This window comes from Polaribacter sp. WD7 (assembly GCF_003335085.1).
Taxonomy (GTDB): Bacteria; Bacteroidota; Bacteroidia; order Flavobacteriales; family Flavobacteriaceae; genus Polaribacter.
On record NZ_QPEJ01000013.1, the window covers coordinates 16271 to 36874 of the forward strand.

A 20604-nucleotide genomic window follows, 5' to 3' on the forward strand; every position below is an offset into this window, starting at 1 on the left:
TGGCGACTTTCCAAAAATGCCCAAACCTTAGTGTTAGCAATGACTTGCGCTATTTTTTATATACAATGTTACCTGCTGGCTTTATTCCTTTAGTTGTTTCAATCTGTCAATTGCATTTTGATTTTTTGGATTTAATTCCAATGACTTTTTGTAATTCAAAATAGCGTTTGAGTAATCCTTATTATAAAAATATGCCTCGGCTAAACTATCATATAAATTTGCCGATTTTGGATATAAGTGCAAAGCTAAAAGAAGGACGTTATATCCTTGCTCTCTCTTTTCAGGGTTAAAGGACAATCGTAATCCAAAAATATTCAACATTCCTTCTTGAAGTTCAAGATTTGGATATTCAGCAATAGTGCTTTTATATAACGGGATTAAATCTTTATAATCCTGTTTATATGCTAAATCATTGAAATCTTTATATGTAAAGTCTTTTTTGATAGCGTTTTTCGTTTGTTTAGAAATCAAACTATCGGGAAATCCGTTTGCAATAGGCTTATTTTCAATGAAATAAATCGCCTCTTCCTCATTTTTTAGTGTCGCATTCAAAAACTGTAAGGTATGTTGGCATAGCAAATTATAGGAAGCCATAATTTTCTCATCACTTTTATCTTGCCTTTTGTCTCTGTTTGCGAATAGGACACCAAAAGAACTAAAATAAGAATGCGTAAGGTCGTGAAATCTATATCTGTGAATATTGCTATATTTTAAAGAATCATACAGTTGAAATTTGTAATTCAACTCTTCAGGGATTTTGTCCGTGGTAAGAACTTCCTTTGGAATCTCTTTTTGAGCAAAATGGATATAAGGAATTGAAAACTTATCTAAATTGAAATAAGGTGATTTTTCCAAAACAGGATAATTGTATCTTTCTGCTCCATCTAGACTTACAATTGCATTTATATTCTTGTTTTTCATAACAGTTATGGCGTTTGACAATCCACCAAAACTAAATCCCATTAATGCTACTTTTTCCGAATTGATATTTTCGTAGCTATGAATTTCTTTGAGAAGAAACTCCACATCTCTTGACTGCGTTTCCATATCTTTCGTGGTTGCTCCTTCTAACCAACGTGTTTTTGTTCCTCTTGAAGGACTTGATATCACTACGAAACCATTACTTGCTAAATATTCGAAAAGCGCAAAGTTCTCAATTGACGAGGCTTGATAGCTTGATGCATAAACTATAACTGGAAATTTTCCATCTAAAAATGTTGGATTGCGAAATGCATTTACTTTTTCAGAAAGATGAGCTTCGTTTTCTGGTGTATTCGGTAAATGTTGAAACCAATCCATTAAAAAATAGTCTGGTAAGTCCTTCCATTCTTCTTCTTCCTTAAAAATCTCTACATAATCCAAGACTGTTAATTGTTCAGAATTACTATTTTCTATTTTCGCAGGATACCAAATACTTATTGGAATTGGTCTCTTGATGAGTTGGTTGTTAAACTCATTATGAATTCGATAAGTTCTTGTACTATCACTAATTGTATAGTGTTTAAATCCGACTTTATGTTTTTCTGCTTTAAGTCCGATTTCTTTTAAGGATGTCTGTCCGTATGATACTGTTGATATTAATAAGCCTGTAATGAATATTATTAATCGCATTGTTTTTGAATTAGTGTCCATACTAAAGATGCCTTATTTTGATAATTGTTACAGGTCTTTTTTCAGCTTGCAGGTAACGTGTTTGTATAAGAGTAGTGGCGGTTTTAAGACAATAGCCTTTTTAGCCAAGACTTGTTTTTCTTGTTAGAAATAGGTTCCGATTTATTAAATCCACCGCCATTACTTTTATACGGTGTTGTACCCTGTGTTTGTTCGTTACTAATTAATTTTTCACATAACTCACCTATTGAATTTGTTAGAGATGTTTCAAATTCTCTTGTAACATCATCATAACCAGTTTTAGCGTGAATTAATTCGTGAATTAAAGTTCCAGAATAACTTTTTAGTGATTTCAATGTTTTTCTAGAAATAATTATTGATTTTAGTTCTCCATTCCATAGTCCTAGAGTTTCATTTTCGCTAAAAAAGTCTTTTCTCATAGTTGATGAAATTTTTATTGATTTTACTTTATTTGGTAATCCACCAAATAAATCAATTATTTTATGGGTAGATTCATAAATGTTTTTTTCAAATGAATTTAATTCATTCGGCTCTATAAAGTTAAATTCAAAGCTATCATTATAATCATCAACGAATTGTCCTAAATCATTAATGGGGTTTCCTGATAAATCTATAGAATCATTAATTTTATATTTTAAGTTTTCAGGAATAATTATAATGTTATTCCCGTTGTTTTTAGCTTGGTCAATCATATCTGGATATTGCATTGCTTCTAAGGAAGTTACAAATAGATATTTTCCTAATTGATTTAGAATCTTTACAGAATGCTCTTGGACATCTATCCACAATAATTCATCGTGAGCAGTTCCTAAGTTTATATTTGTTAAATCATCTGCTAGAATTTCAGCGACACCTTTTGATTTTGCATTTAATAAAATTTTCTTGACAGAATTAGTATATGCAGTTCGACCAACATTTGTTCGTTCTCTGTTTAATGATTTTTTTAGAGAAGAGCTTAATTTCGTGATATTATAACTGAATAAAAAATTCTCCTCTTCGGCTACTTTGACACCATTTACATAAATACTCCCTTTGTCGCTACTTTTAGAAACTATTTGTCCTTGTTCTGTAGTTTCTATTATATTATCTCCAGAGAATTTTAAAAATAATTTTTTTGCTTTTTCTATATCTAAATCATTAACGCCAAATAATTTAAATTCTGTACCGATAAAATTTGGTTTAGGCGAATCTTCTATAATTGCATGTAGAGTGAATAAGTCTTCAAAATCTTGTTTTTTTGATTTTGAGATAGTAATTCGATTATATTTTGATATTATTTCTACCTTAACTTTATTTCTTTCAAATGTAGCTAAAGCATCTTTTAATCCAATTCCAAACCTACCTATTACATTGTCATTTGATAGCTTTTCTTCATTTTCATTTTGTGTCAAATGATTATATTGAATTCCTCTACCGAAATCTCGTACAATCCACACATCTTTTTCTTTATTTATCTGAACTTCATTAGTGTCAGTTAATAATTTTTCATCTAGTGCATTGGATATTATTTCACGAATTGCGTGATATGTTTCCCAATTTTCTAGGATTTGTTCAATGTTTAAATCAAATTTCTTCATTTCTTTAGCATTGGGTACAACGTTGATGTATATGGTTTGTTGCGTGTTTCAAGCAACTAATTTAGTAAATAATTACCGACCAAGAAAGTCCGCGAGGACTTTCGCAAGTAGGTAAGAAGCCAGCAATAAATTATATACGGTGTTGGCAAATCGTTATTTTTTATATCAATGCTTTTCTTGTCAGTTCGGATTTATTTAAAATTAATTCAATTGAAAATAGGTCAATTATTATTTCTTCGATTTCATTTATATTCACAGTTCTTGAGTTTCTTCTAGACTTCAAATAATTTTCACGTTTCATTTTTTTTGCTAATTCTCCGACATTTTCCAAATTTAATTCTTTCCCCAACTTATTAGTTGCCCAAAGTCCAAAGAAAGCAATACTTATTCCAAATATTGCAATTCTATAATCATAGAAAAAACTCAAAATCGACATTCCAAGAACTAACAAAAGTAAATTAGTATAAATTCGTTTTGGTTCTGTTATATTTAATTTGAAGTTCAGTTTGTTTTCAACTTTTCTGATTAGTTTCAGTCTATTTCTTTTTGGGAATATTAATGAAAGTTCCGTTTTTGGGGTTATTTCATTAAATTCAAATTCAGATATTAGTATTTTTCTTAATTTATTAAACGCTTGTTGAGTTGTGCAATTTTCTTTATGTTCAAGTGTGATTTTATTTTTTATAGCATCACTTAATTCTCCGAAATTTTTAATGTTCATTAATTCGTTATTTTCAAAACGAAATTCAAAAGTATTTTCAACTTTCTGAAGAACTTGTTCAATATCTTCAATGTCAATATTTTCTAATTTGTAGTTCGTCATTTTTTAATGTTTGCCAACGGTCTTGTATATGAAAAGTAGCGGGTTGTAAGCACTAATTTTTCGGTTTATAGCTGACCTTTATTTTATTATTTATCTTTCTTTTAAGCACTTAAACCGCTATTTTTTATATACGTTGTTGTGCGTAGTTATTTTAGTACTTTTTCAATTTCTTTATGTAAAGAATTAATGGTTAAATCTATTCGTTCTACACATCTAACGAAATTTAGTTTATTATTGTTTTCAAGTTCAATATCCATAGCTATTCTAAAAGCTAAGTTATCATCTATATCTGGGTTACACATTTTAACAACATATTTCATAACGTACCATCTGTTGTGGTATCTACCTAGTTCCGAAGCAGAAATAGCACACCTCGATTTAACTTCAATATCATTTGAAAGATTAAATATCAAATAAATGTTATCAATAACAACGTCACAGTAACTAAAATCGAAAGATCTATTATATACCCATTGTAAATATTGTAATGAAAGGTCATAGAAAGAATCAACATCTAAAGAATATAAATAGTTTAAAATATCTTGATTTATATTGAAAAATACACTTTGTTGAATTGTGTCACTTTGTTTTAGATAAAAAATAAAGCTTTCAAAAGTATCATTATCCCATTCTAAAACATTTTTAAATTTTTCAATCCATTCTTCATCATATTGATTAGAATCTATTTTAGGTTTAGATATAAAACTTAATAATTTTGACCTAAGAAGTTTAATATCCTTAAATCTTTTATTTTTATCTTTTTTGGTACATCGTTCAATTATATATCCGATTTCCCCTTCAGCAGTTAGTTGTGAGTAAGGAATTCTATTTTCTTTTGAAAATATATCATGTAGAATTGCTCCAAATGAATAAATGTCTGCCTGAGGTGTAATTCTTTTAAACTCAACTGTTTGCTCTGGTGCACAATACATTACTGTTCCGTATGCATTATTGCTAGTCGTAATTGTTTGAGATAAAATATCTTTATCTTGAGAAATCAATCCAAAATCAGCTAATTTCCAAATTCCATTATGCTTGAGTATGTTCTGTGGTTTTAAATCTCTGTGAACCAATCCACTATTGTGCAGAAACTCCAAAGCATTTAATATGTCTCCTAAACCTTCTGGGTATTTATTTTCTTTTTTTGCGTTATCAATTTCATTAGAAAACACATCTTCCGCTATTGGCATTAAAAAATATGGCTCAGGACAATTTAAATCAGAAAACAGTATTGGTATAAAGTACTCAGAAGGAAGTAAAGTTTGTGTTTTTACTTCCCTAATAAACCTAGATTTTAATTTATTACATAATTCTTGGTTATCTTTAAACTGGTCAGATGGAGCAAAAGTCTTTCTAGCATATTGATGTCCATCTTCACATTCAACTTTATCGATAATACCAAACCCACCTCTGTTAATATTATTAATTACATTTTTAATTTTCATCTATAAATTGTATTTCTAATGAATTGAGTTCTAGAATCGATAATGAACCGTATCCATTTTTTTTGTTTAAATAATTTCCATTATCTATACCAATAATATTTTCATTTAATTGACTAATAATATCAGCTTTTTTTTGAGGAGTATGACCATGAATTATAATTCTACTACCTAGCCATTCTTCATTTAAGAGTTCTTTAGGTTTTCTTTCCCATAAAATTGTTTGAATATCTGAAAAAGGGTCTTGAATTTTCATATTAAGACCAGCATGTACTAAAATGAAATCATCTTTTAATAAATAATATTTGGAACTATTTATTAATTCAATATATCTTTTAGGAATGTTTTTTATTTTACTCGTCAGAAAGCTCATTAAAGTTCTATCTCCACCATTAATCATCCATTTGGTATGTTCTTCATCATTATTAAATGAGTCTAAAAACATTTTTTCATGATTACCTAAAACCAACTCAACTTTGAATCCATTATCTTTTAATAAAAAGATAGTATCTAGAACTCCTTTACTATCCTCTCCACGATCAATTAAATCACCTAATATTACAAGTGTATCTGTCTTTTTCAGTTTTACGCTTTTTAAAGCTTTTCTGAAAAGAGCATTTTTACCGTGTATGTCAGAGATTACAAATGTTCGCATATAATTTCCTTAGTATTTTTAATTTTAATTAAGCAAATTTACTGTTAATTTAATTAAATAATGATTAAGTCTATTGATTATGGTTAATTACGCACAACGTTTCTGTATAAGCTTTGTTGCGGGTTTGTCAAGCTAAAAGTAAGTAAATAATTACTGATTAGAAAGTCCGCGAGGACTTTCCCAAGTAGGCAACTAGCTAGCAATAAAGCTTATACCTTGTTGGGCTTTCGTACTTTTTATTTGATCTCTCTTTTTAACTCTTCAGGGTTCTGTCTAGTGTCAAAGACTGTAATTATTTCAATTTCTTCTTTCTCAAAATTTATTCTATAATAAAATGTCGTTTGTTTTGTTACAACACATTTATACAAATTTTCAAATTCAAAAGATTTCGGACAACTTTCAGGCTGAGCTGATATTTGCTCAATCTTGTCAGTCAATTTTGAAATAAATTTATCTTTTGTCTTTAAATTCCAATTTTCTAGTAGATATTCAGAAAGGTTTAAAAGCTTTTCTTCCGCAAGTTCCGATAAGAATACTTTCATTCACTACGAAATTTTCTTAAGAAAAGATTCATACGAAACTCTTTTACCTCTATCAAGTTCTTCAATTCCGTTTTTAATTTCCTTTTGTTCTGATACAGTTAATTCATTCCAAAAGTCTTTTTTCTCTTTATTTACAAAATCAGATACACGTTGAATAAATTCAGAATTTTCATTTTCTAATATAATTTTCAATAATTCTAACTTTGTTGCTTGTATATCCATTCTAAAAATTTTCAACAAATTTACGAAAAATATTCTTTCACTTTCGATTGTCCTTGGGTATGAAGCCCAACGGTTTTGTACATGAAAAAGTTGCGATTAAAGAGTACGGCAATTTTCCGCAGGAAAATTCCGTATTTAAAATGGCAACAATTTTGATGTAACCAAAAATAGCAATTTTTTATGTACGTTGTTAGCAAAAGCGGTTTTTCTTATAATTCCATATTTTTTTGAGTTTCCGAACTTCTTTATTTTTTAATTTTTTCCATTTTCAAACGTTTCAAATCCGCAAGAGGCTCAATTCCATTTACTTTAAGATAAAGATTTTTCAGGTTTTTACGATTTAATCAATACTATAACTTTAGTATTTCAAACGTTATAATTCCGCAAGAAACTCAATTTCAATTTCTTTAAACTAAGAATTTTTCAGATTTTGACGAATTTTCCAGAAACATAACTTTTGTTTTCAGCGTTGTAAAATTCCGCGTTTTAAAATAAGAGGAGAGTATTCAAGAGCTTTTTATGAAAAAATATTCCGCCACAACTAGAAAAATGAATTGATTGTAAAAACGATTTAATTTTTCAAAATTCACAATGTATTTTCAAATACAAAATTCAAGAGTTTCAGATTTAAAGAGAGAGATTTGAGCAATGTTTTTAGATATAAACCTATGCGTTTCTGGCTTCACTCAGCAGTTTTTGCTAACGTGTTTGTGTATGCTTTGTTGCGTTGGTTTAGCGTAAAATTAGCAAAAAAATACTGAATAGAAAATCCGCGAGGATTTTCGTAAGTTGGCTAAAAGAAAGCAATAAAATATACACGTTGTTGTGTGCAGGCTTTTTTTTATCCGCCTTTTGTCCATTCCTTTTTTGATGAATTATAAGTTTTAGATTCTCCAATACTTAATCCAAACCAAACTATATAAGTCGAGTCAGTTTTTTTCTCGTAGAAAGCTTTACTATTTTCAAGTTCAACTAATCCAATTTCAGAGACATTTTTCGGCAATCTATTTTTTTCCGTTTTAAATTGTTCTACTTTTTCAATTATTAATTCAGCGTATTTTTCTCGTTCATTTTCCACGCTACAACTAAAAACTGAAGATAATAATACACAAATAAATATTTTAAATTTCATTCTCACTTTTTTGTTTTAAAATCCGTTTTCTGTAAATCATAAGACCGATAATTGTCAGTCCACAAAGAATTGCTAAAATGTGAAAAGTTCTAATTGCGTTACATAAATCAATTCCAGAAACGATTGAAATACAATCCGTTAATTCACGTGTTTCATATTTTAAACTAACCATTGAATTTAAAGCCATAAATTCAAATAATAGAATTCCAATTATTAGTAAAATCAAGGTAATTATGTAAATTGCTTTTCTCAATTATTCTCGGTTTTTAGCTTGCACACAACGGTCTTGTATATGGCTCGTAGCGTGTAAATTAGCGATTAATTTTCGGTTGAACACGAGCCAGATTTTTTAATTTTCTTATTATCTTTTTTATCAATAAGCCAAATTAAAAAATTTGGCGGACTTGCAAATATGCCTTAACTTCTATTAATCAACTAATTAGCTATGAGCTATATACGTTGTTAGCAACTGGCTTTATTCCTAATCTTGGCTAACTATTTCTAATACGTTTCCATCAAAATCAACTCTGGCAGAAACTGAACCGATTGTCATTCCGCCAAATCCATTTTCCGCTCTATATTTTGTTATTACAAAAATGGAATTTCCGTCATCTCTAAACCTTGTTTCGATATGTTCGTAACTATCTGGGTTTCGACAATTTTCTTTTATCATTCTGGAAAGTTTTGGATGCGAACCATCCCAAGCACTAAATTGCTTTTCGATGTTTTCCTTGCGATTTTTATTTATTTCTTCTTGTTTTCTTCTTTCAGCTTCTAATTCTCTTGCAATTTTTTCTTGTTCTTTCTTCTGAGCTATCTCTTTAATTATTTTTTCTCTCTCTGGTGCTTGAGTTTTCATTAAAGCAATAAATTCTGTGTTTAATGAATTTTGAGTTAAATATTTTTTTGTTAGCTGGTCATTCGTTAATTGTTCAAATTCTTGTTCAGTCATTGCGACTAAAGTTTCTTTGGCAAAATCCTCTGATTTATACTTGTTTAGTTCATTTTCCAATTCGACTGCTTTGTTTTTTGTGGTCGAATATTGACTTTTCGCTTTTTCAATATAGACTTTGGCAGAGTCAATTTGCCCATTATTTATAAATTCAGATGCTTTTTCTACAACCAAATCCATTTCTGCATCTTTTTCGGCATTAGAATTGTCAATGGTAAAACTCGCAATTACAAAACCTACTATTACTGTTGTCCATTTTGCCCAAGAAGGTAAATTCAGCTTGGTTTTTTTTGCAAACAATTCGTAAGTTGGTGGAAGAATAAATAACCCTAACAGTAAAAAGATTATTCCTGTCAAGAATGATGTGAATAAACCGCCTAAACCTCCGATTAAGAATGTGATTCCAAAGAACCATTTTAAAATTGTAAGAAATGTTTTCATTTGTAATTCAATGTTTGTTTTTTGTTCTGTTGTTTGTTTAGCTTGTTGCTAACGGCTCTGTATAAAGTTTGTTGCGTGTTTTCAAGTTAAAAGTAAGTAAATAATCACTGATTAGAAAATTCGCTAGAATTTTCGCAAGTGAGCAAATAGCTAGCAATAAAATTTATACGTTGTTAGCACCAGTTTTTATTTTTTAAATTCAGCTATTTGTTGTTTAGCATATTGCTTTGCTCTTTCATCTCCAAATTCAAGTGTTTTTTCATAATATTCGATAGCTTTTTTCTTATTTCCTTTCAGTTTGAATCCTTGAGCAATATTTCCAAGAACGATGTAATCTTTTGGGTTTATTTTCTCTGCTCGTAACAAAGGTTCAATACCTTTATCGTATTCTCCTGTTAGAATATATGTAATTGATAAATTGGATAAACTTTCAATATGATTTGGGTAAAATTCTAAAACTTTATTTGCTATTTCTCTCATATTTTTTAAAAGTTCGTCATTACCTGTATTGTATAATTGTAACTGATAATTTTGAATATCTAGTAAAAACTCTTTTTCTCCACCATCATATTTTTCGTGATTTGTCCATGTCCATTCATTATTGTTTTTGGCTGAAAATTCAATTGTTTTTTTAATTTCCGTTGTAAACTCTGACCAATTTTCAAGTTCCCCAAAAACATAGATTTTACCAAATCTCATATCAAGTCGATTAGGATAAAGTTTAATTCCTTCATCAATTTTATCAAGTCCCTTTTTTACTTCAGTTGGGTTATAATAAATCTGACTACCTAAAAATCCAGAATTTTGATTTAAACTATCTTTTAAAACAAGACTTTCGCTATTTGGTTGGTCTGTAGTTAAAGCAAGAATTTCTTGACGAGACCTCATAAAATGATAATTGAAATAGCTTGTAAAAAGTTCAGCATCTTTAGGATTTTCAGATTTCCATCTTTTCAAAGTTTTCAATTGATTTATTGTGTCATTTGTCTCACAGTATTTTTTAAATTCTGATTGATAATCTTGACTAAATCCTATATGTGATATTAAAATCACAATTAAAGTTCCAAATATTCTTTTCATACGTTTTTTAGGGAAATTGGTGCTAACGTGTTATATAAAAATAAAATACACTTTTTATCTTCTCAGTTTTTAGGATAAACAAATGTTTTATTTACAAACACTAAAATAAGATTCTTTTTAGAATTACACATATTTCTAAGATTAATAATTGTTAGAAAAGGCTTTAGTCAACTTTTTTTCAGTGTTATTTTCTATAATTGATTTTACAGAAATATCTAACGGACTTTTAATTTGTAGTAAGTCCTTCTTACTTACATGAGTATAAATCATTGTAGTTTCTGGTTTAGAGTGGCCTAACAATTCTTGAATATAACGTAAATCAATTCCGTTTTCCAATAAATGAGTAGCATAACTATGACGCAGCGTATGGGGCGTTACTCGTTTTTTTATATTAGCAGCCTTAACAGATCGTTTTAAAAAACCTCTAATACTTTCGCTACTGTACTTCATATTTGGTTTTTGACCTTCAGCAAAATAAATTTTAGGATTGTATGTGCTCAGGTAATTTTGTAATAGAGGAATAATAGTTTCTGCTAAAACTACATTTCTATCTTTGCGTCCTTTTCCATTTTTTACAGCAATTTGTCGCCTGTCAAAGTCAATATTTTTGAGTTCTAATGCAAGCAATTCTCCTATGCGAAGTCCCGCTGAATAGATGATCGCTAAAATAGCTCTATGCTTTAGGTTTTTTGTGTAACGTAACAAATCAATTATCTCTTCTTTAGACAATACTGTTGGTAAAATTTTACTCTTTCGAGGACGTTGTAACGTTAATGCTTCAATTTTACAGTTAGGATAAAAAGCTTTAAATAATTTTAAAGCACTAATAAGTTGTCTTTGACTACTAATACTCATGTTTTTGGGTACAAAGACGTCTTCTATAAAAAGTTCAATATCTCTATTCGAAAATTCGCAAGCAGGTTTATCATTTAAATATTCAAAAAAATCTGCTATAAAAGTAAAATAAGTTTTAACAGTGCTTTCACTATAACGTTTGCCTTTTAAATATTTTATATAAGAGCGAATGATTTTCTTATGTTCTTCTGAAATAGTACGGTTTTTTTTGATGGATTTTTGAGCAATTGATGTTTCTAGACTTTTATCTAAAATAAAATTTACACTTGTACCTAAATGTTTTTTTAATACTTCAATAGCGTCTTCAGAAAATAAAACATACCAACCCCTATGGTTAACACTCCAAAGGTAACCTAGATCATGTTTTAATTTATTTTTGATAGTGTAATCGTAAGGAAAAGTAACTAAAAGTTGTGTTTTCTTTCGGTGTAAAACTTTATATAAAGTTAATGTGGAGGTTTGTAATTTGTTGTTATTCATAGCAATACAAAAATATAAAAAAACGTAACAATACTAGCAATTAATTTAAATAATTATGATAGTTTTTAGATAAATTATAATTGTACCTACTTTAAAACATAATACTATAAAATTAGTTTCCAAAAAACAAATAGACATCGTATTTAAAAACAATGTAAGGTGTTGTTTAATAGTGTTATAACAGTTATTTTAACAGTTAGGTATCATTAGAAAAAAGTTTGTAAAACGTACAAAACCTAAAATAAAGATTACTTTTGATAGCTGATACTTAATCATATCAATTAAAAATAAGAAAATGGCAAAAACATTATTTGACAAAGTATGGGATTCACACGTTGTTCGTCAGGTTAAAGACGGACCAGATGTGTTTTTTATAGATCGTCATTTTATCCATGAAGTTACAAGTCCTGTAGCTTTTTTAGGATTAGAAAGCAGAGGAAACAGTGTTGTATATCCAGAACGTACGTTTGCTACAGCAGATCATAATACACCAACAATAAACCAACATTTACCGGTAGAAGATCCGTTATCTGCTAACCAATTAAAAGCGTTAGAAGAAAATGCTGCAAAGCATGGTATTTCTCACTGGGGATTAGGAGATTTAAATAACGGTATTGTACACGTTGTGGGTCCAGAAAATGGAATTACTTTACCTGGTGCTACTATTGTTTGTGGAGATTCTCATACATCTACTCATGGAGCTTTTGGTGCTATTGCTTTTGGTATTGGTACTTCTGAAGTAGAAATGGTATTATCTACACAATGTATTATGCAACCAAAACCTAAAAAAATGCGTATTAACGTAAATGGGAAATTAGGTCTTGGTGTAACACCAAAAGATGTAGCTTTATACATTATTTCTAAACAAACAACATCAGGTGCAACAGGATTTTTTGTTGAGTATGCAGGTGATGTTTTTGAAGATATGACTATGGAAGGTCGTATGACTGTTTGTAACCTTTCTATAGAAATGGGTGCACGTGGTGGTATGATTGCTCCAGATGCTAAAACATTTGAATATATTAAAGGTCGTTCTCAAACTCCTAAAGGAGCAGATTGGGATAAGGCTATGGAATACTGGAAAACTTTAAGTACTGATGAAGGAGCAGAGTTTGATGTAGAGTTTAATTATAATGCAACAGATATTGAGCCAATGATTACTTACGGTACAAATCCGGGTATGGGTATTGGTGTAACACAAGATATTCCTAATGCAGAAAATGTAGAAGGTGGTGTAGAAACATACAAGAAATCTTTAGGTTATATGAATTTCAATGAAGGAGATTCTATGATTGGTAAAGAAATAGATTTTGTATTTTTAGGTTCTTGTACTAATGGACGTATTGAAGATTTTAGAGCTTTTTGTTCTATTGTTAAAGGAAGAAAAAAAGCAGACAATGTTACTGCTTGGTTAGTACCAGGTTCTCATAAAGTAGTAGATCAAATTAAAGCAGAAGGATTAGATAAAATTATAGATGAAGCAGGTTTTGTGTTAAGAGAACCAGGATGTTCTGCTTGTTTAGCTATGAATGATGATAAAATTCCTGCAGGAAAATTATCAGTATCTACATCTAACAGAAACTTTGAAGGAAGACAGGGTCCAGGTTCTAGAACTTTATTAGCAAGCCCATTAGTAGCAGCTGCTTCAGCTGTTAACGGTGTAGTTACAGATCCAAGAACTTTATTAACAGCATAAAAAAAACAAAATGGCTTACGATAAATTTGACGTACTAACAAGTACAGCATATCCATTACCTACAGAAAATGTAGATACAGATCAAATCATTCCTGCTCGTTTTTTAAAAGCAACAGAGCGTAAAGATTTTGACATTAACTTTTTCCGTGATTGGAGATATAATTCTGACGGAACACCAAAAGCAGATTTTCCTTTAAATAAAGAAATTTATGCAGGATCTAAAATTTTAGTTGGAGGTAGAAACTTTGGTTCTGGTTCTTCTAGAGAGCATGCAGCATGGTCTGTATACGATTTTGGATTAAGATGTGTAATATCATCAGCTTTTGCAGATATCTTTAAAAATAACTGTTTAAATGTAGGTGTTTTACCAGTACAGGTTTCTGCAGAATTTGCAGATACTTTGTTTGCTGCTATTATGGCAGACCCAAAAGCTGAAATTAAAGTAGATTTACCTAATCAAACAGTAACTTTAGTTGCTACAGGAGAGTCTGAATCTTTTGATATTAATTCTTATAAAAAAGATAATATGTTAAATGGTTTTGATGATATTGATTATTTAAAAAACATCGAAAACGAAATTTCTGCTTTTGCTGAAACAAGACCATTTTAAAAATACTTTTTAAAGTTGCATATGGCAAGTAGAAAGATAGAAATAATGGATACGACACTACGTGATGGAGAACAAACATCAGGAGTGTCGTTTTCAGTTTCTGAAAAATTAACTATTGCAAAATTATTATTACTAGAGCTAAATGTAGATCGTTTAGAAATAGCTTCTGCAAGAGTTTCTGATGGAGAATTAAAAGCTGTTAAACAGATTACAGCTTGGGCTACAGAAAATAATTTTTTAGAAAACATAGAGGTGTTAACTTTTGTTGATGGAGGGAAATCTATAGATTGGATGCTTACAGCTGGTGCTAGAGTTCAAAATTTATTAACTAAAGGTTCTTTAAATCATTTAACACATCAACTTAAAAAAACTCCAGCACAACATTTTAAAGATATTAAAGCCAATATAGAATTGGCTGCAAAGCATAACATTAAAACCAATGTATATTTAGAAGATTGGTCTAATGGTATGCGAAATTCTAAAGAATACGTTTTTGAGTATTTAGATTTTTTATCAACTCAAAAAATAGAACGTATTTTATTACCAGACACTTTAGGTATTTTAACTCATGATGAAACGTTTGCATTTGTTACAGAAGTTCGTCAAAAATATCCTAAAATGCATATAGATTTCCATGGTCATAATGATTATGATTTGGGAGTTGCAAATGTTATGGAAGCTGTAAAAGCAGGGGCAAATGGGCTACATTTAACTATTAACGGAATGGGAGAGCGTGCAGGAAATGCACCAATGGCAAGTGTTATTGCTGTAATAAACGACTTTTTAAAAGACGTTACCGTTGCTGTAAATGAAACTGCTTTAAACAAAGTTAGTAAACTTGTAGAAACATTTTCTGGCTTTAGAATTCCTGTAAATAAACCCGTTGTAGGTGCTAATGTATTTACACAAACAGCTGGTATACATGCAGATGGAGATAATAAAAACAATCTTTATTTTAATGATTTAATGCCAGAACGTTTTGGTAGAAAACGTAAATATGCGCTTGGTAAAACATCAGGAAAAGCAAACATCCAAAAAAATTTACAAGATTTAGGATTAAGTTTAAATGATGAAGATTTAAAGAAAGTTACACAACGAATCATAGAATTAGGAGATAAAAAAGAGGTGGTATCTCAAGAAGATTTACCGTATATTATTTCTGATGTTTTAGACAGTGACACTATAGAAAAACGTGTTATTGTAGAAAATTATGTTTTAGGACATGCTAAAGGAATGAAACCATCTACTACTTTAAAATTAAGAGTAGAAGGTGTTATGTATGAAGCACATTCGCAAGGGGATGGTCAGTTTGATGCTTTTATGAATGCATTAAGAAAATTATACAAAACACATAGTAAAAAAGAGTTACCAGATTTAATAGATTATGGAGTAAGAATTCCTCCAGGTAGTCATTCTGATGCTTTGTGTGAAACCATTATTACTTGGAAAAGAGAAGACAATGAATTTATTACGCGTGGTTTAGATTCAGATCAAACAGTATCTGCAATAAAAGCTACCGAAAAAATGCTAAATATAATATAAATAAATTATCGGTTATTAAATGATAGTTAATCATTAGAGGTAACCAAAAGCTTAAAAATATGAAACTAAATATCGCATTATTAGCAGGAGACGGAATTGGCCCAGAAGTAATAGATCAGGCCGTAAAAGTATCTGATGCAATTGCAAAAAAATTTAATCACGAAATTACTTGGAAACCAGCATTAACTGGTGCAGCAGCAATAGATGCTGTTGGAGAACCTTATCCAGATGAAACTCACGAAATTTGTGTAGCTTCTGATGCTGTTTTATTTGGTGCTATTGGTCACCCAAGATTTGATAATGATCCTTCAGCAAAGGTTCGTCCAGAGCAAGGTTTATTAAAAATGCGTAAAAAATTAGGTTTATTTGCAAACGTTAGGCCTACATTTACTTTTCCTTCTTTATTAGATAAATCTCCTTTAAAAAGAGAAAGAATAGAAGGAACAGATTTAGTTTTTTTACGTGAGTTAACTGGTGGTATTTACTTTGGAGAAAAGGGTAGAAGAGACGAAGGTGAGACTGCTTTTGATAACTGTGTTTATACAAGAGAAGAAGTACAACGTATTGCTAAAAAAGGTTTTGAATTAGCAATGACACGTAGTAAAAAATTATGTTGTGTAGATAAAGCAAATGTTTTAGAAACTTCTAGATTGTGGAGAGAGACTGTACAGGCTATGGAAAAAGATTATCCAGAAGTAGAAGTAGCTTATGAATTTGTAGATGCAGTTGCAATGCGTTTAGTACAATGGCCAAATAGTTATGATGTTTTAATTACTGAAAACTTATTTGGAGATATTTTAACTGATGAAGCGTCTGTAATATCTGGTTCTATGGGATTAATGCCAAGTGCTTCTTTAGGTGCTGAGATTGGTTTGTTTGAGCCAATTCACGGTTCTTACCCACAAGCAACAGGTTTAAATATTGCAAACCCTATGGCTACAGTGCTTTCTGCAGCAATGATGTTTGAAAACTTTGGTTTACAAGAAGAAGGAAAAGCAATTAGAGATGCTGTAAATAGTGCTTTAGACAAAGGTATTGTTACAGAAGATTTAGCTGATGGAGGTAAAGCTTATGGAACAAAAGAGGTAGGAGATTGGTTAGCAAATAACATCTAATTTTAGATAAATAATTAAAAAAAAGCTCTCGAATTTCGAGAGCTTTTTGGCATTTATGAATTTATCTAATTTTTAATAAAGGCTGAATAGAACCTCCAATATCTTTTTTAATCACTTCAAATTTGTCAATATTTTGAAAGAGTTTGGTTAGGTTTTTAAAGCCATAACTTCTAGGGTCAAAACTCGGATCTATTTTTCTGATATTTAATCCTAATGTAGAAATATATGCAACGTCATCTTCATTAGTAGAAATGTCAAAAGCTTTATGAATCGTTTTCCAATCATCTTTAGAAATCCATACTTTTTCTGGAGCTACTTTTTTACTAGGAGTCGTTTTTTGTTTTTTAGAAATGGTTTGTTCTTCTTCCTCCTCATCATTTTTTAAATTTTCAGTAAACGTGAATATTTCACACGACTTTACAAAAGCCTCTGGTGTTTTTTTTTCTCCAATACCCATAACATATAAGCCTTCTTCTCGAATCCGTTTTGCCAAACCTGTATAGTCACTATCGCTAGAAACGATACAAAAACCTTCTATATTTTTTCCGTGTAAAATATCCATAGCATCAATAATCATTGAGCTATCTGTAGAGTTTTTTCCAGTGGTATAAGCAAATTTTTGAATAGGACTGATGGAATGTTGATTGATGATAGTTTTCCAGCTATTCATTTGCTGCGAAGTCCAATCTCCATAAATTCTTCTAATGGTTGCTTTACCATATTTAGAAACTTCTTCGATAATTTCTTTTATTAGCTTGGGTTGAGCATTGTCTCCATCTATTAGCACTGCAATATTAAATTTACTTTCCATATTATTATATCTCCAACGAAGTTATTACTTTCCTTATAAAAAAACCTCTCTAATCAGAGAGGTTTTTATTTATTTTTATGCTTTATAGATTTTATCATATAAATCTTTATAAATTTCTTTAATTACAGCACGTTTCATTTTCATGGTGGGTGTTAAATGTCCGTCATCTATAGACCAAACATCAGGAGTCAATTCAAAACGTTTGATTTGCTCCCATTTTCCAAAGTTTTTATTACATTTGTCAACTTCTTTTTGAATTCTCTTGATAATTCTTTCTGAAGTAATAATCTCTTTATTAGAACTTCCAATTTGCAACTCTTTGTGTTTTATCCAATCTTTAATAAAATCGAAATTTGGTTGAATGATAGCTGCAGGCATTTTTTCGCCTTCACCTATCACCATAACTTGTTCTATAAATAAAGATTGTTTTAATTCTCCTTCTAAAAGAGGGGGTACAACGTATTTGCCTCCAGATGTTTTAAACATCTCTTTGGTTCTACCTGTAATTTTTAAAAAGCCTTCATCATCAATTTGACCTTTGTCTCCTGTATAGAAATATCCGTCTTTTATAACTTCATTAGTCCTTTCTTCGTCTTTAAAATACCCTAGCATCACATTAGGCCCTTTTACCAATATTTCTCCATTTTCAGCAATTTTTACTTCAACGTTGTTAATGACTTTTCCTACAGTTCCTACTTTAAATCCTTTGTTTCTTCTGTCGTTTACTGTAACAACTGGTGATGTTTCTGTTAAGCCATAACCTTCCATAATTGGCATTCCTGCCGCAGTAAAAACTCTTGTTAAACGTTGTTGTAAGGCAGCACTTCCAGAAACCATTAATTTTAATTCTCCACCTAATGCTTCTTGCCATTTCGAAAAAATAAGTTTTCTAGCTAAACCTAATTTTTTTTCATACCACCAACCGTTGGCACCATTTGGTTCATATTTTAAGCCTAAGTTAACTGCCCAAAAGAATAATGCTTTTTTAATACCCGATAACGTTTCTCCTTTTAAAATAATTTTATCATATATTTTTTCATATAAACGTGGGACAGCCGTCATTACATGAGGCTTAATCTCTTTTGCGTTGTCAGAAAGTTGTTCTATAGATTCTGCAAAGTAAATTGAAACACCACAAGATTGGTATAAATATAGAATCATCCTTTCAAAAATATGACAAACGGGTAAAAAGCTTAAGCCTCTAGAATTACCATAGTCTAAAGGAACTCTTTCCATAGAGCTCATTACATTAGAAACAATATTTCTATGAGATAACATGACCCCTTTTGGTTTTCCTGTGGTTCCAGAAGTATAAATTAATGTGGCCAAATCATCTGCCTGCACATTTTCTTTTCTTTTGTCAACTTCATGTTGATTACTATCGTCTTTTCCAAGTTCTAAAAGTTCTTTCCAATTTTTCTCACCTTCAATATCATCAAACGTAAAAATCTCTTTTAGCTTAGTGTTTTTTTTGATTTTATTAATTTTTTTTAAGACTTCTACATCTGATACAAAACAATAAATAGATTCTGAATGATTTAGAATATATTCATAATCTTCTTTAGAAATTGTAGGATAAATAGGAACATTTTGAGCGCCTGTTTGTAAAACTCCAATATCGCAAACATTCCATTCGGTTCTATTGGTAGATGAAATTACTGCAATTTTATCATTGGGTTGAATTCCTAATTTTATCAAGGCTCTACTAATTTGATTGGCTTGATCTATATATTCTTGTGTGGAAATAGATTCCCATTTACCACTTGTTTTAGAGATAAATGCTTTGTCTAAACTGTATGTATTTAATTGATAGTAAGGGAAATCGAATAACCTTGTAACTTCTACTGCCATAAACTTGTTTTGAAATACCAAATTAGGAATTTCCACTTGATTTAACAAATATCTATTATAATAGTTTTGTATTGAGAATACTATAAAATTTATAAGGAAATTTATTTAATATAATAAAGAGGGTTGCTATATCAAGCTACTATATGTTGTAGTAATTAGTTGAGATTATACTATAAAAAAGGCTAATTACTTAAAAAGTAATTAGCCAGTTCTGTTTCAGTTAGCCCCTAATCTAACCTATTCCATTAGTGATGCAAGTTATTACAAAAATAGTATGTATAAAATAGGTGTTTACACCTATTTTTTTTCAATGACATACTTGCTAAAACTTTTACCATTAATTTTTGTGTACTTAGAATCTATGTCATACTCTACGTTCATATTAGAAATGTCAAAATCTCCTGATACATTCATATATTTAATATTTAAATCTTCTTCAAAATTGGTGTTTTTAAAAGAAACTCCATCTGAAAATTGAGTGTATTTAAAAATTGCTGAATCTTTGAAAACAGCATTTGAAAAACTTACATATCTACTAAATTTTGCATATTTGAAAGTTGAGGTTTTGTCAAATGTAGTATTAGAAAAACTAATTTTTTTATCAAATTTTGCATATTTGAAAGTACTATCATCATCAAAAAAACTTCCAGAAAAATCTGCATCTCTTTCAAAACGAGAATATTTAAACATAGCTTTTCCTTTAAAATTACAACCTTTAAATATGGCCGTATCTTCAAAACTCGCTATAAAAGTATAACCAGAATCTTCATGAGGAATGTAGGCTAAAACATCATCTCTAAAAGTACAATTGATAAAAGATATCTTTACATCTATAAGTTTTTTTATAGTATTATCAGAATTTCCTCCATTCCACCAACTACTTTTCTTTTTAGTTGGTAATTTTTCTAAAGCATTATTCATATAGGTGAAATCTAAAACACCTAATATAGTTGCATCTTTTATAGAGATAGATTTACCTGCTTTTATGTCTTGCATTATTTTAGAAGCTTCTACTTTTTTTTGAGAAAAAGCTACTAAAGAAATTAGCAGAAAGCTAAGAGATATTAACGTAATTTTATTTTTCATGTGTCTAAAGTTTAAATGATTTCATCTAAAAGACAACATTTTTTTTAAGTTGTGACACTT

The 20604-nt window shown here is 29.8% G+C and carries 19 protein-coding genes; 4 read left to right on the forward strand and 15 right to left on the reverse strand.

Annotated features, from left to right (window positions below; translation table 11 throughout):
• Window positions 1-81: 81 nt before the first annotated feature.
• The 12 genes from DUT90_RS01220 to xerA all read right to left on the reverse strand — a co-directional run bounded on the left by DUT90_RS01220 (window position 82) and on the right by xerA (window position 11833).
• Window positions 82-1632, reverse strand: a complete 1551-nt coding sequence (locus DUT90_RS01220; RefSeq protein ID WP_114424896.1) for a tetratricopeptide repeat protein — start codon at window positions 1630-1632, stop codon at window positions 82-84.
• Between the two features lie 83 nt (window positions 1633-1715).
• The gene (locus DUT90_RS01225; protein ID WP_114424897.1) at window positions 1716-3209 is read right to left on the reverse strand and encodes an ATP-binding protein; all 1494 of its coding nucleotides are present in this window, start codon (window positions 3207-3209) and stop codon (window positions 1716-1718) included.
• A 160-nt stretch (window positions 3210-3369) separates the two neighbouring features.
• A complete protein-coding gene (locus DUT90_RS01230; protein ID WP_114424898.1) occupies window positions 3370-4032 on the reverse strand; it encodes a hypothetical protein in 663 nt (220 codons plus the stop codon).
• Window positions 4033-4178: 146 nt separating this feature from the next.
• Window positions 4179-5477 (reverse strand): protein kinase domain-containing protein, encoded by a 1299-nt coding sequence (locus DUT90_RS01235; RefSeq protein ID WP_114424899.1) that lies wholly within the window; start codon window positions 5475-5477, stop codon window positions 4179-4181.
• On the reverse strand, window positions 5467-6129 hold the full coding sequence (locus DUT90_RS01240) for a metallophosphoesterase family protein (RefSeq protein WP_114424900.1): 663 nt from the start codon (window positions 6127-6129) through the stop codon (window positions 5467-5469). The genes DUT90_RS01235 and DUT90_RS01240 overlap by 11 nt, the downstream gene beginning before the upstream one ends.
• A gap of 236 nt (window positions 6130-6365) precedes the next feature.
• Window positions 6366-6671, reverse strand: a complete 306-nt coding sequence (locus DUT90_RS01245) for a type II toxin-antitoxin system RelE/ParE family toxin (protein WP_114424901.1) — start codon at window positions 6669-6671, stop codon at window positions 6366-6368.
• Window positions 6672-6674: 3 nt separating this feature from the next.
• Window positions 6675-6893 (reverse strand): hypothetical protein, encoded by a 219-nt coding sequence (locus DUT90_RS01250; RefSeq protein ID WP_114424902.1) that lies wholly within the window; start codon window positions 6891-6893, stop codon window positions 6675-6677.
• A gap of 841 nt (window positions 6894-7734) precedes the next feature.
• Window positions 7735-8025, reverse strand: a complete 291-nt coding sequence (locus DUT90_RS01255) for a hypothetical protein (RefSeq protein ID WP_114424903.1) — start codon at window positions 8023-8025, stop codon at window positions 7735-7737.
• Window positions 8015-8278 carry a hypothetical protein gene (locus tag DUT90_RS01260; RefSeq protein WP_147266190.1) on the reverse strand — a complete coding sequence of 88 codons (264 nt, stop codon included), beginning with the start codon at window positions 8276-8278 and terminating at the stop codon, window positions 8015-8017. The genes DUT90_RS01255 and DUT90_RS01260 overlap by 11 nt, the downstream gene beginning before the upstream one ends.
• Before the next feature lie 228 nt (window positions 8279-8506).
• On the reverse strand, window positions 8507-9418 hold the full coding sequence (locus tag DUT90_RS01265; protein WP_114424905.1) for a hypothetical protein: 912 nt from the start codon (window positions 9416-9418) through the stop codon (window positions 8507-8509).
• 186 nt (window positions 9419-9604) lie between these two features.
• Window positions 9605-10498 carry a tetratricopeptide repeat protein gene (locus DUT90_RS01270; RefSeq protein ID WP_114424906.1) on the reverse strand — a complete coding sequence of 298 codons (894 nt, stop codon included), beginning with the start codon at window positions 10496-10498 and terminating at the stop codon, window positions 9605-9607.
• Between the two features lie 141 nt (window positions 10499-10639).
• Window positions 10640-11833 carry a site-specific tyrosine recombinase/integron integrase gene (gene xerA, locus DUT90_RS01275; protein WP_114424907.1) on the reverse strand — a complete coding sequence of 398 codons (1194 nt, stop codon included), beginning with the start codon at window positions 11831-11833 and terminating at the stop codon, window positions 10640-10642.
• Between the two features lie 295 nt (window positions 11834-12128).
• Here xerA and leuC point away from each other — a divergent pair, with 295 nt between their 5' ends.
• The 4 genes from leuC to leuB are packed head-to-tail and all read left to right on the forward strand — an operon-like array spanning window position 12129 to window position 16796.
• A complete protein-coding gene (gene leuC / locus DUT90_RS01280; RefSeq protein ID WP_114424908.1) occupies window positions 12129-13529 on the forward strand; it encodes a 3-isopropylmalate dehydratase large subunit in 1401 nt (466 codons plus the stop codon).
• 10 nt (window positions 13530-13539) lie between these two features.
• Complete coding sequence (leuD, locus tag DUT90_RS01285; protein ID WP_114424909.1) at window positions 13540-14139, forward strand: 3-isopropylmalate dehydratase small subunit; 600 nt, start codon at window positions 13540-13542, stop codon at window positions 14137-14139.
• Between the two features lie 21 nt (window positions 14140-14160).
• A complete protein-coding gene (locus tag DUT90_RS01290) occupies window positions 14161-15681 on the forward strand; it encodes an alpha-isopropylmalate synthase regulatory domain-containing protein (protein ID WP_114424910.1) in 1521 nt (506 codons plus the stop codon).
• Window positions 15682-15740: 59 nt separating this feature from the next.
• Complete coding sequence (gene leuB / locus DUT90_RS01295; RefSeq protein ID WP_114424911.1) at window positions 15741-16796, forward strand: 3-isopropylmalate dehydrogenase; 1056 nt, start codon at window positions 15741-15743, stop codon at window positions 16794-16796.
• A gap of 61 nt (window positions 16797-16857) precedes the next feature.
• On the opposite strand, the gene DUT90_RS01300 is transcribed toward leuB, so the two are convergent.
• The 3 genes from DUT90_RS01300 to DUT90_RS01310 all read right to left on the reverse strand — a co-directional run bounded on the left by DUT90_RS01300 (window position 16858) and on the right by DUT90_RS01310 (window position 20544).
• On the reverse strand, window positions 16858-17607 hold the full coding sequence (locus tag DUT90_RS01300) for an NYN domain-containing protein (RefSeq protein ID WP_114424912.1): 750 nt from the start codon (window positions 17605-17607) through the stop codon (window positions 16858-16860).
• A gap of 75 nt (window positions 17608-17682) precedes the next feature.
• Window positions 17683-19458: a long-chain fatty acid--CoA ligase gene (locus tag DUT90_RS01305; protein WP_114424989.1), complete on the reverse strand. Its 1776-nt coding sequence runs from the start codon at window positions 19456-19458 to the stop codon at window positions 17683-17685.
• Window positions 19459-19755: 297 nt separating this feature from the next.
• Window positions 19756-20544 (reverse strand): pentapeptide repeat-containing protein, encoded by a 789-nt coding sequence (locus DUT90_RS01310; RefSeq protein ID WP_114424913.1) that lies wholly within the window; start codon window positions 20542-20544, stop codon window positions 19756-19758.
• Window positions 20545-20604 lie beyond the last annotated feature (60 nt).

Bases quoted from the DNA above. Each gene is read 5' to 3' on its own strand.
- DUT90_RS01220 (WP_114424896.1), bottom strand. From the start codon at position 1,632: ATGGACACTAATTCAAAAACAATGCGATTAATAATATTCATTACAGGC.
- DUT90_RS01225 (WP_114424897.1), bottom strand. From the start codon at position 3,209: ATGAAGAAATTTGATTTAAACATTGAACAAATCCTAGAAAATTGGGAA.
- DUT90_RS01230 (WP_114424898.1), bottom strand. From the start codon at position 4,032: ATGACGAACTACAAATTAGAAAATATTGACATTGAAGATATTGAACAA.
- DUT90_RS01235 (WP_114424899.1), bottom strand. From the start codon at position 5,477: ATGAAAATTAAAAATGTAATTAATAATATTAACAGAGGTGGGTTTGGT.
- DUT90_RS01240 (WP_114424900.1), bottom strand. From the start codon at position 6,129: ATGCGAACATTTGTAATCTCTGACATACACGGTAAAAATGCTCTTTTC.
- DUT90_RS01245 (WP_114424901.1), bottom strand. From the start codon at position 6,671: ATGAAAGTATTCTTATCGGAACTTGCGGAAGAAAAGCTTTTAAACCTT.
- DUT90_RS01250 (WP_114424902.1), bottom strand. From the start codon at position 6,893: ATGGATATACAAGCAACAAAGTTAGAATTATTGAAAATTATATTAGAA.
- DUT90_RS01255 (WP_114424903.1), bottom strand. From the start codon at position 8,025: ATGAAATTTAAAATATTTATTTGTGTATTATTATCTTCAGTTTTTAGT.
- DUT90_RS01265 (WP_114424905.1), bottom strand. From the start codon at position 9,418: ATGAAAACATTTCTTACAATTTTAAAATGGTTCTTTGGAATCACATTC.
- DUT90_RS01270 (WP_114424906.1), bottom strand. From the start codon at position 10,498: ATGAAAAGAATATTTGGAACTTTAATTGTGATTTTAATATCACATATA.
- xerA (WP_114424907.1), bottom strand. From the start codon at position 11,833: ATGAATAACAACAAATTACAAACCTCCACATTAACTTTATATAAAGTT.
- leuC (WP_114424908.1), top strand. From the start codon at position 12,129: ATGGCAAAAACATTATTTGACAAAGTATGGGATTCACACGTTGTTCGT.
- leuD (WP_114424909.1), top strand. From the start codon at position 13,540: ATGGCTTACGATAAATTTGACGTACTAACAAGTACAGCATATCCATTA.
- DUT90_RS01290 (WP_114424910.1), top strand. From the start codon at position 14,161: ATGGCAAGTAGAAAGATAGAAATAATGGATACGACACTACGTGATGGA.
- leuB (WP_114424911.1), top strand. From the start codon at position 15,741: ATGAAACTAAATATCGCATTATTAGCAGGAGACGGAATTGGCCCAGAA.
- DUT90_RS01300 (WP_114424912.1), bottom strand. From the start codon at position 17,607: ATGGAAAGTAAATTTAATATTGCAGTGCTAATAGATGGAGACAATGCT.
- DUT90_RS01305 (WP_114424989.1), bottom strand. From the start codon at position 19,458: ATGGCAGTAGAAGTTACAAGGTTATTCGATTTCCCTTACTATCAATTA.
- DUT90_RS01310 (WP_114424913.1), bottom strand. From the start codon at position 20,544: ATGAAAAATAAAATTACGTTAATATCTCTTAGCTTTCTGCTAATTTCT.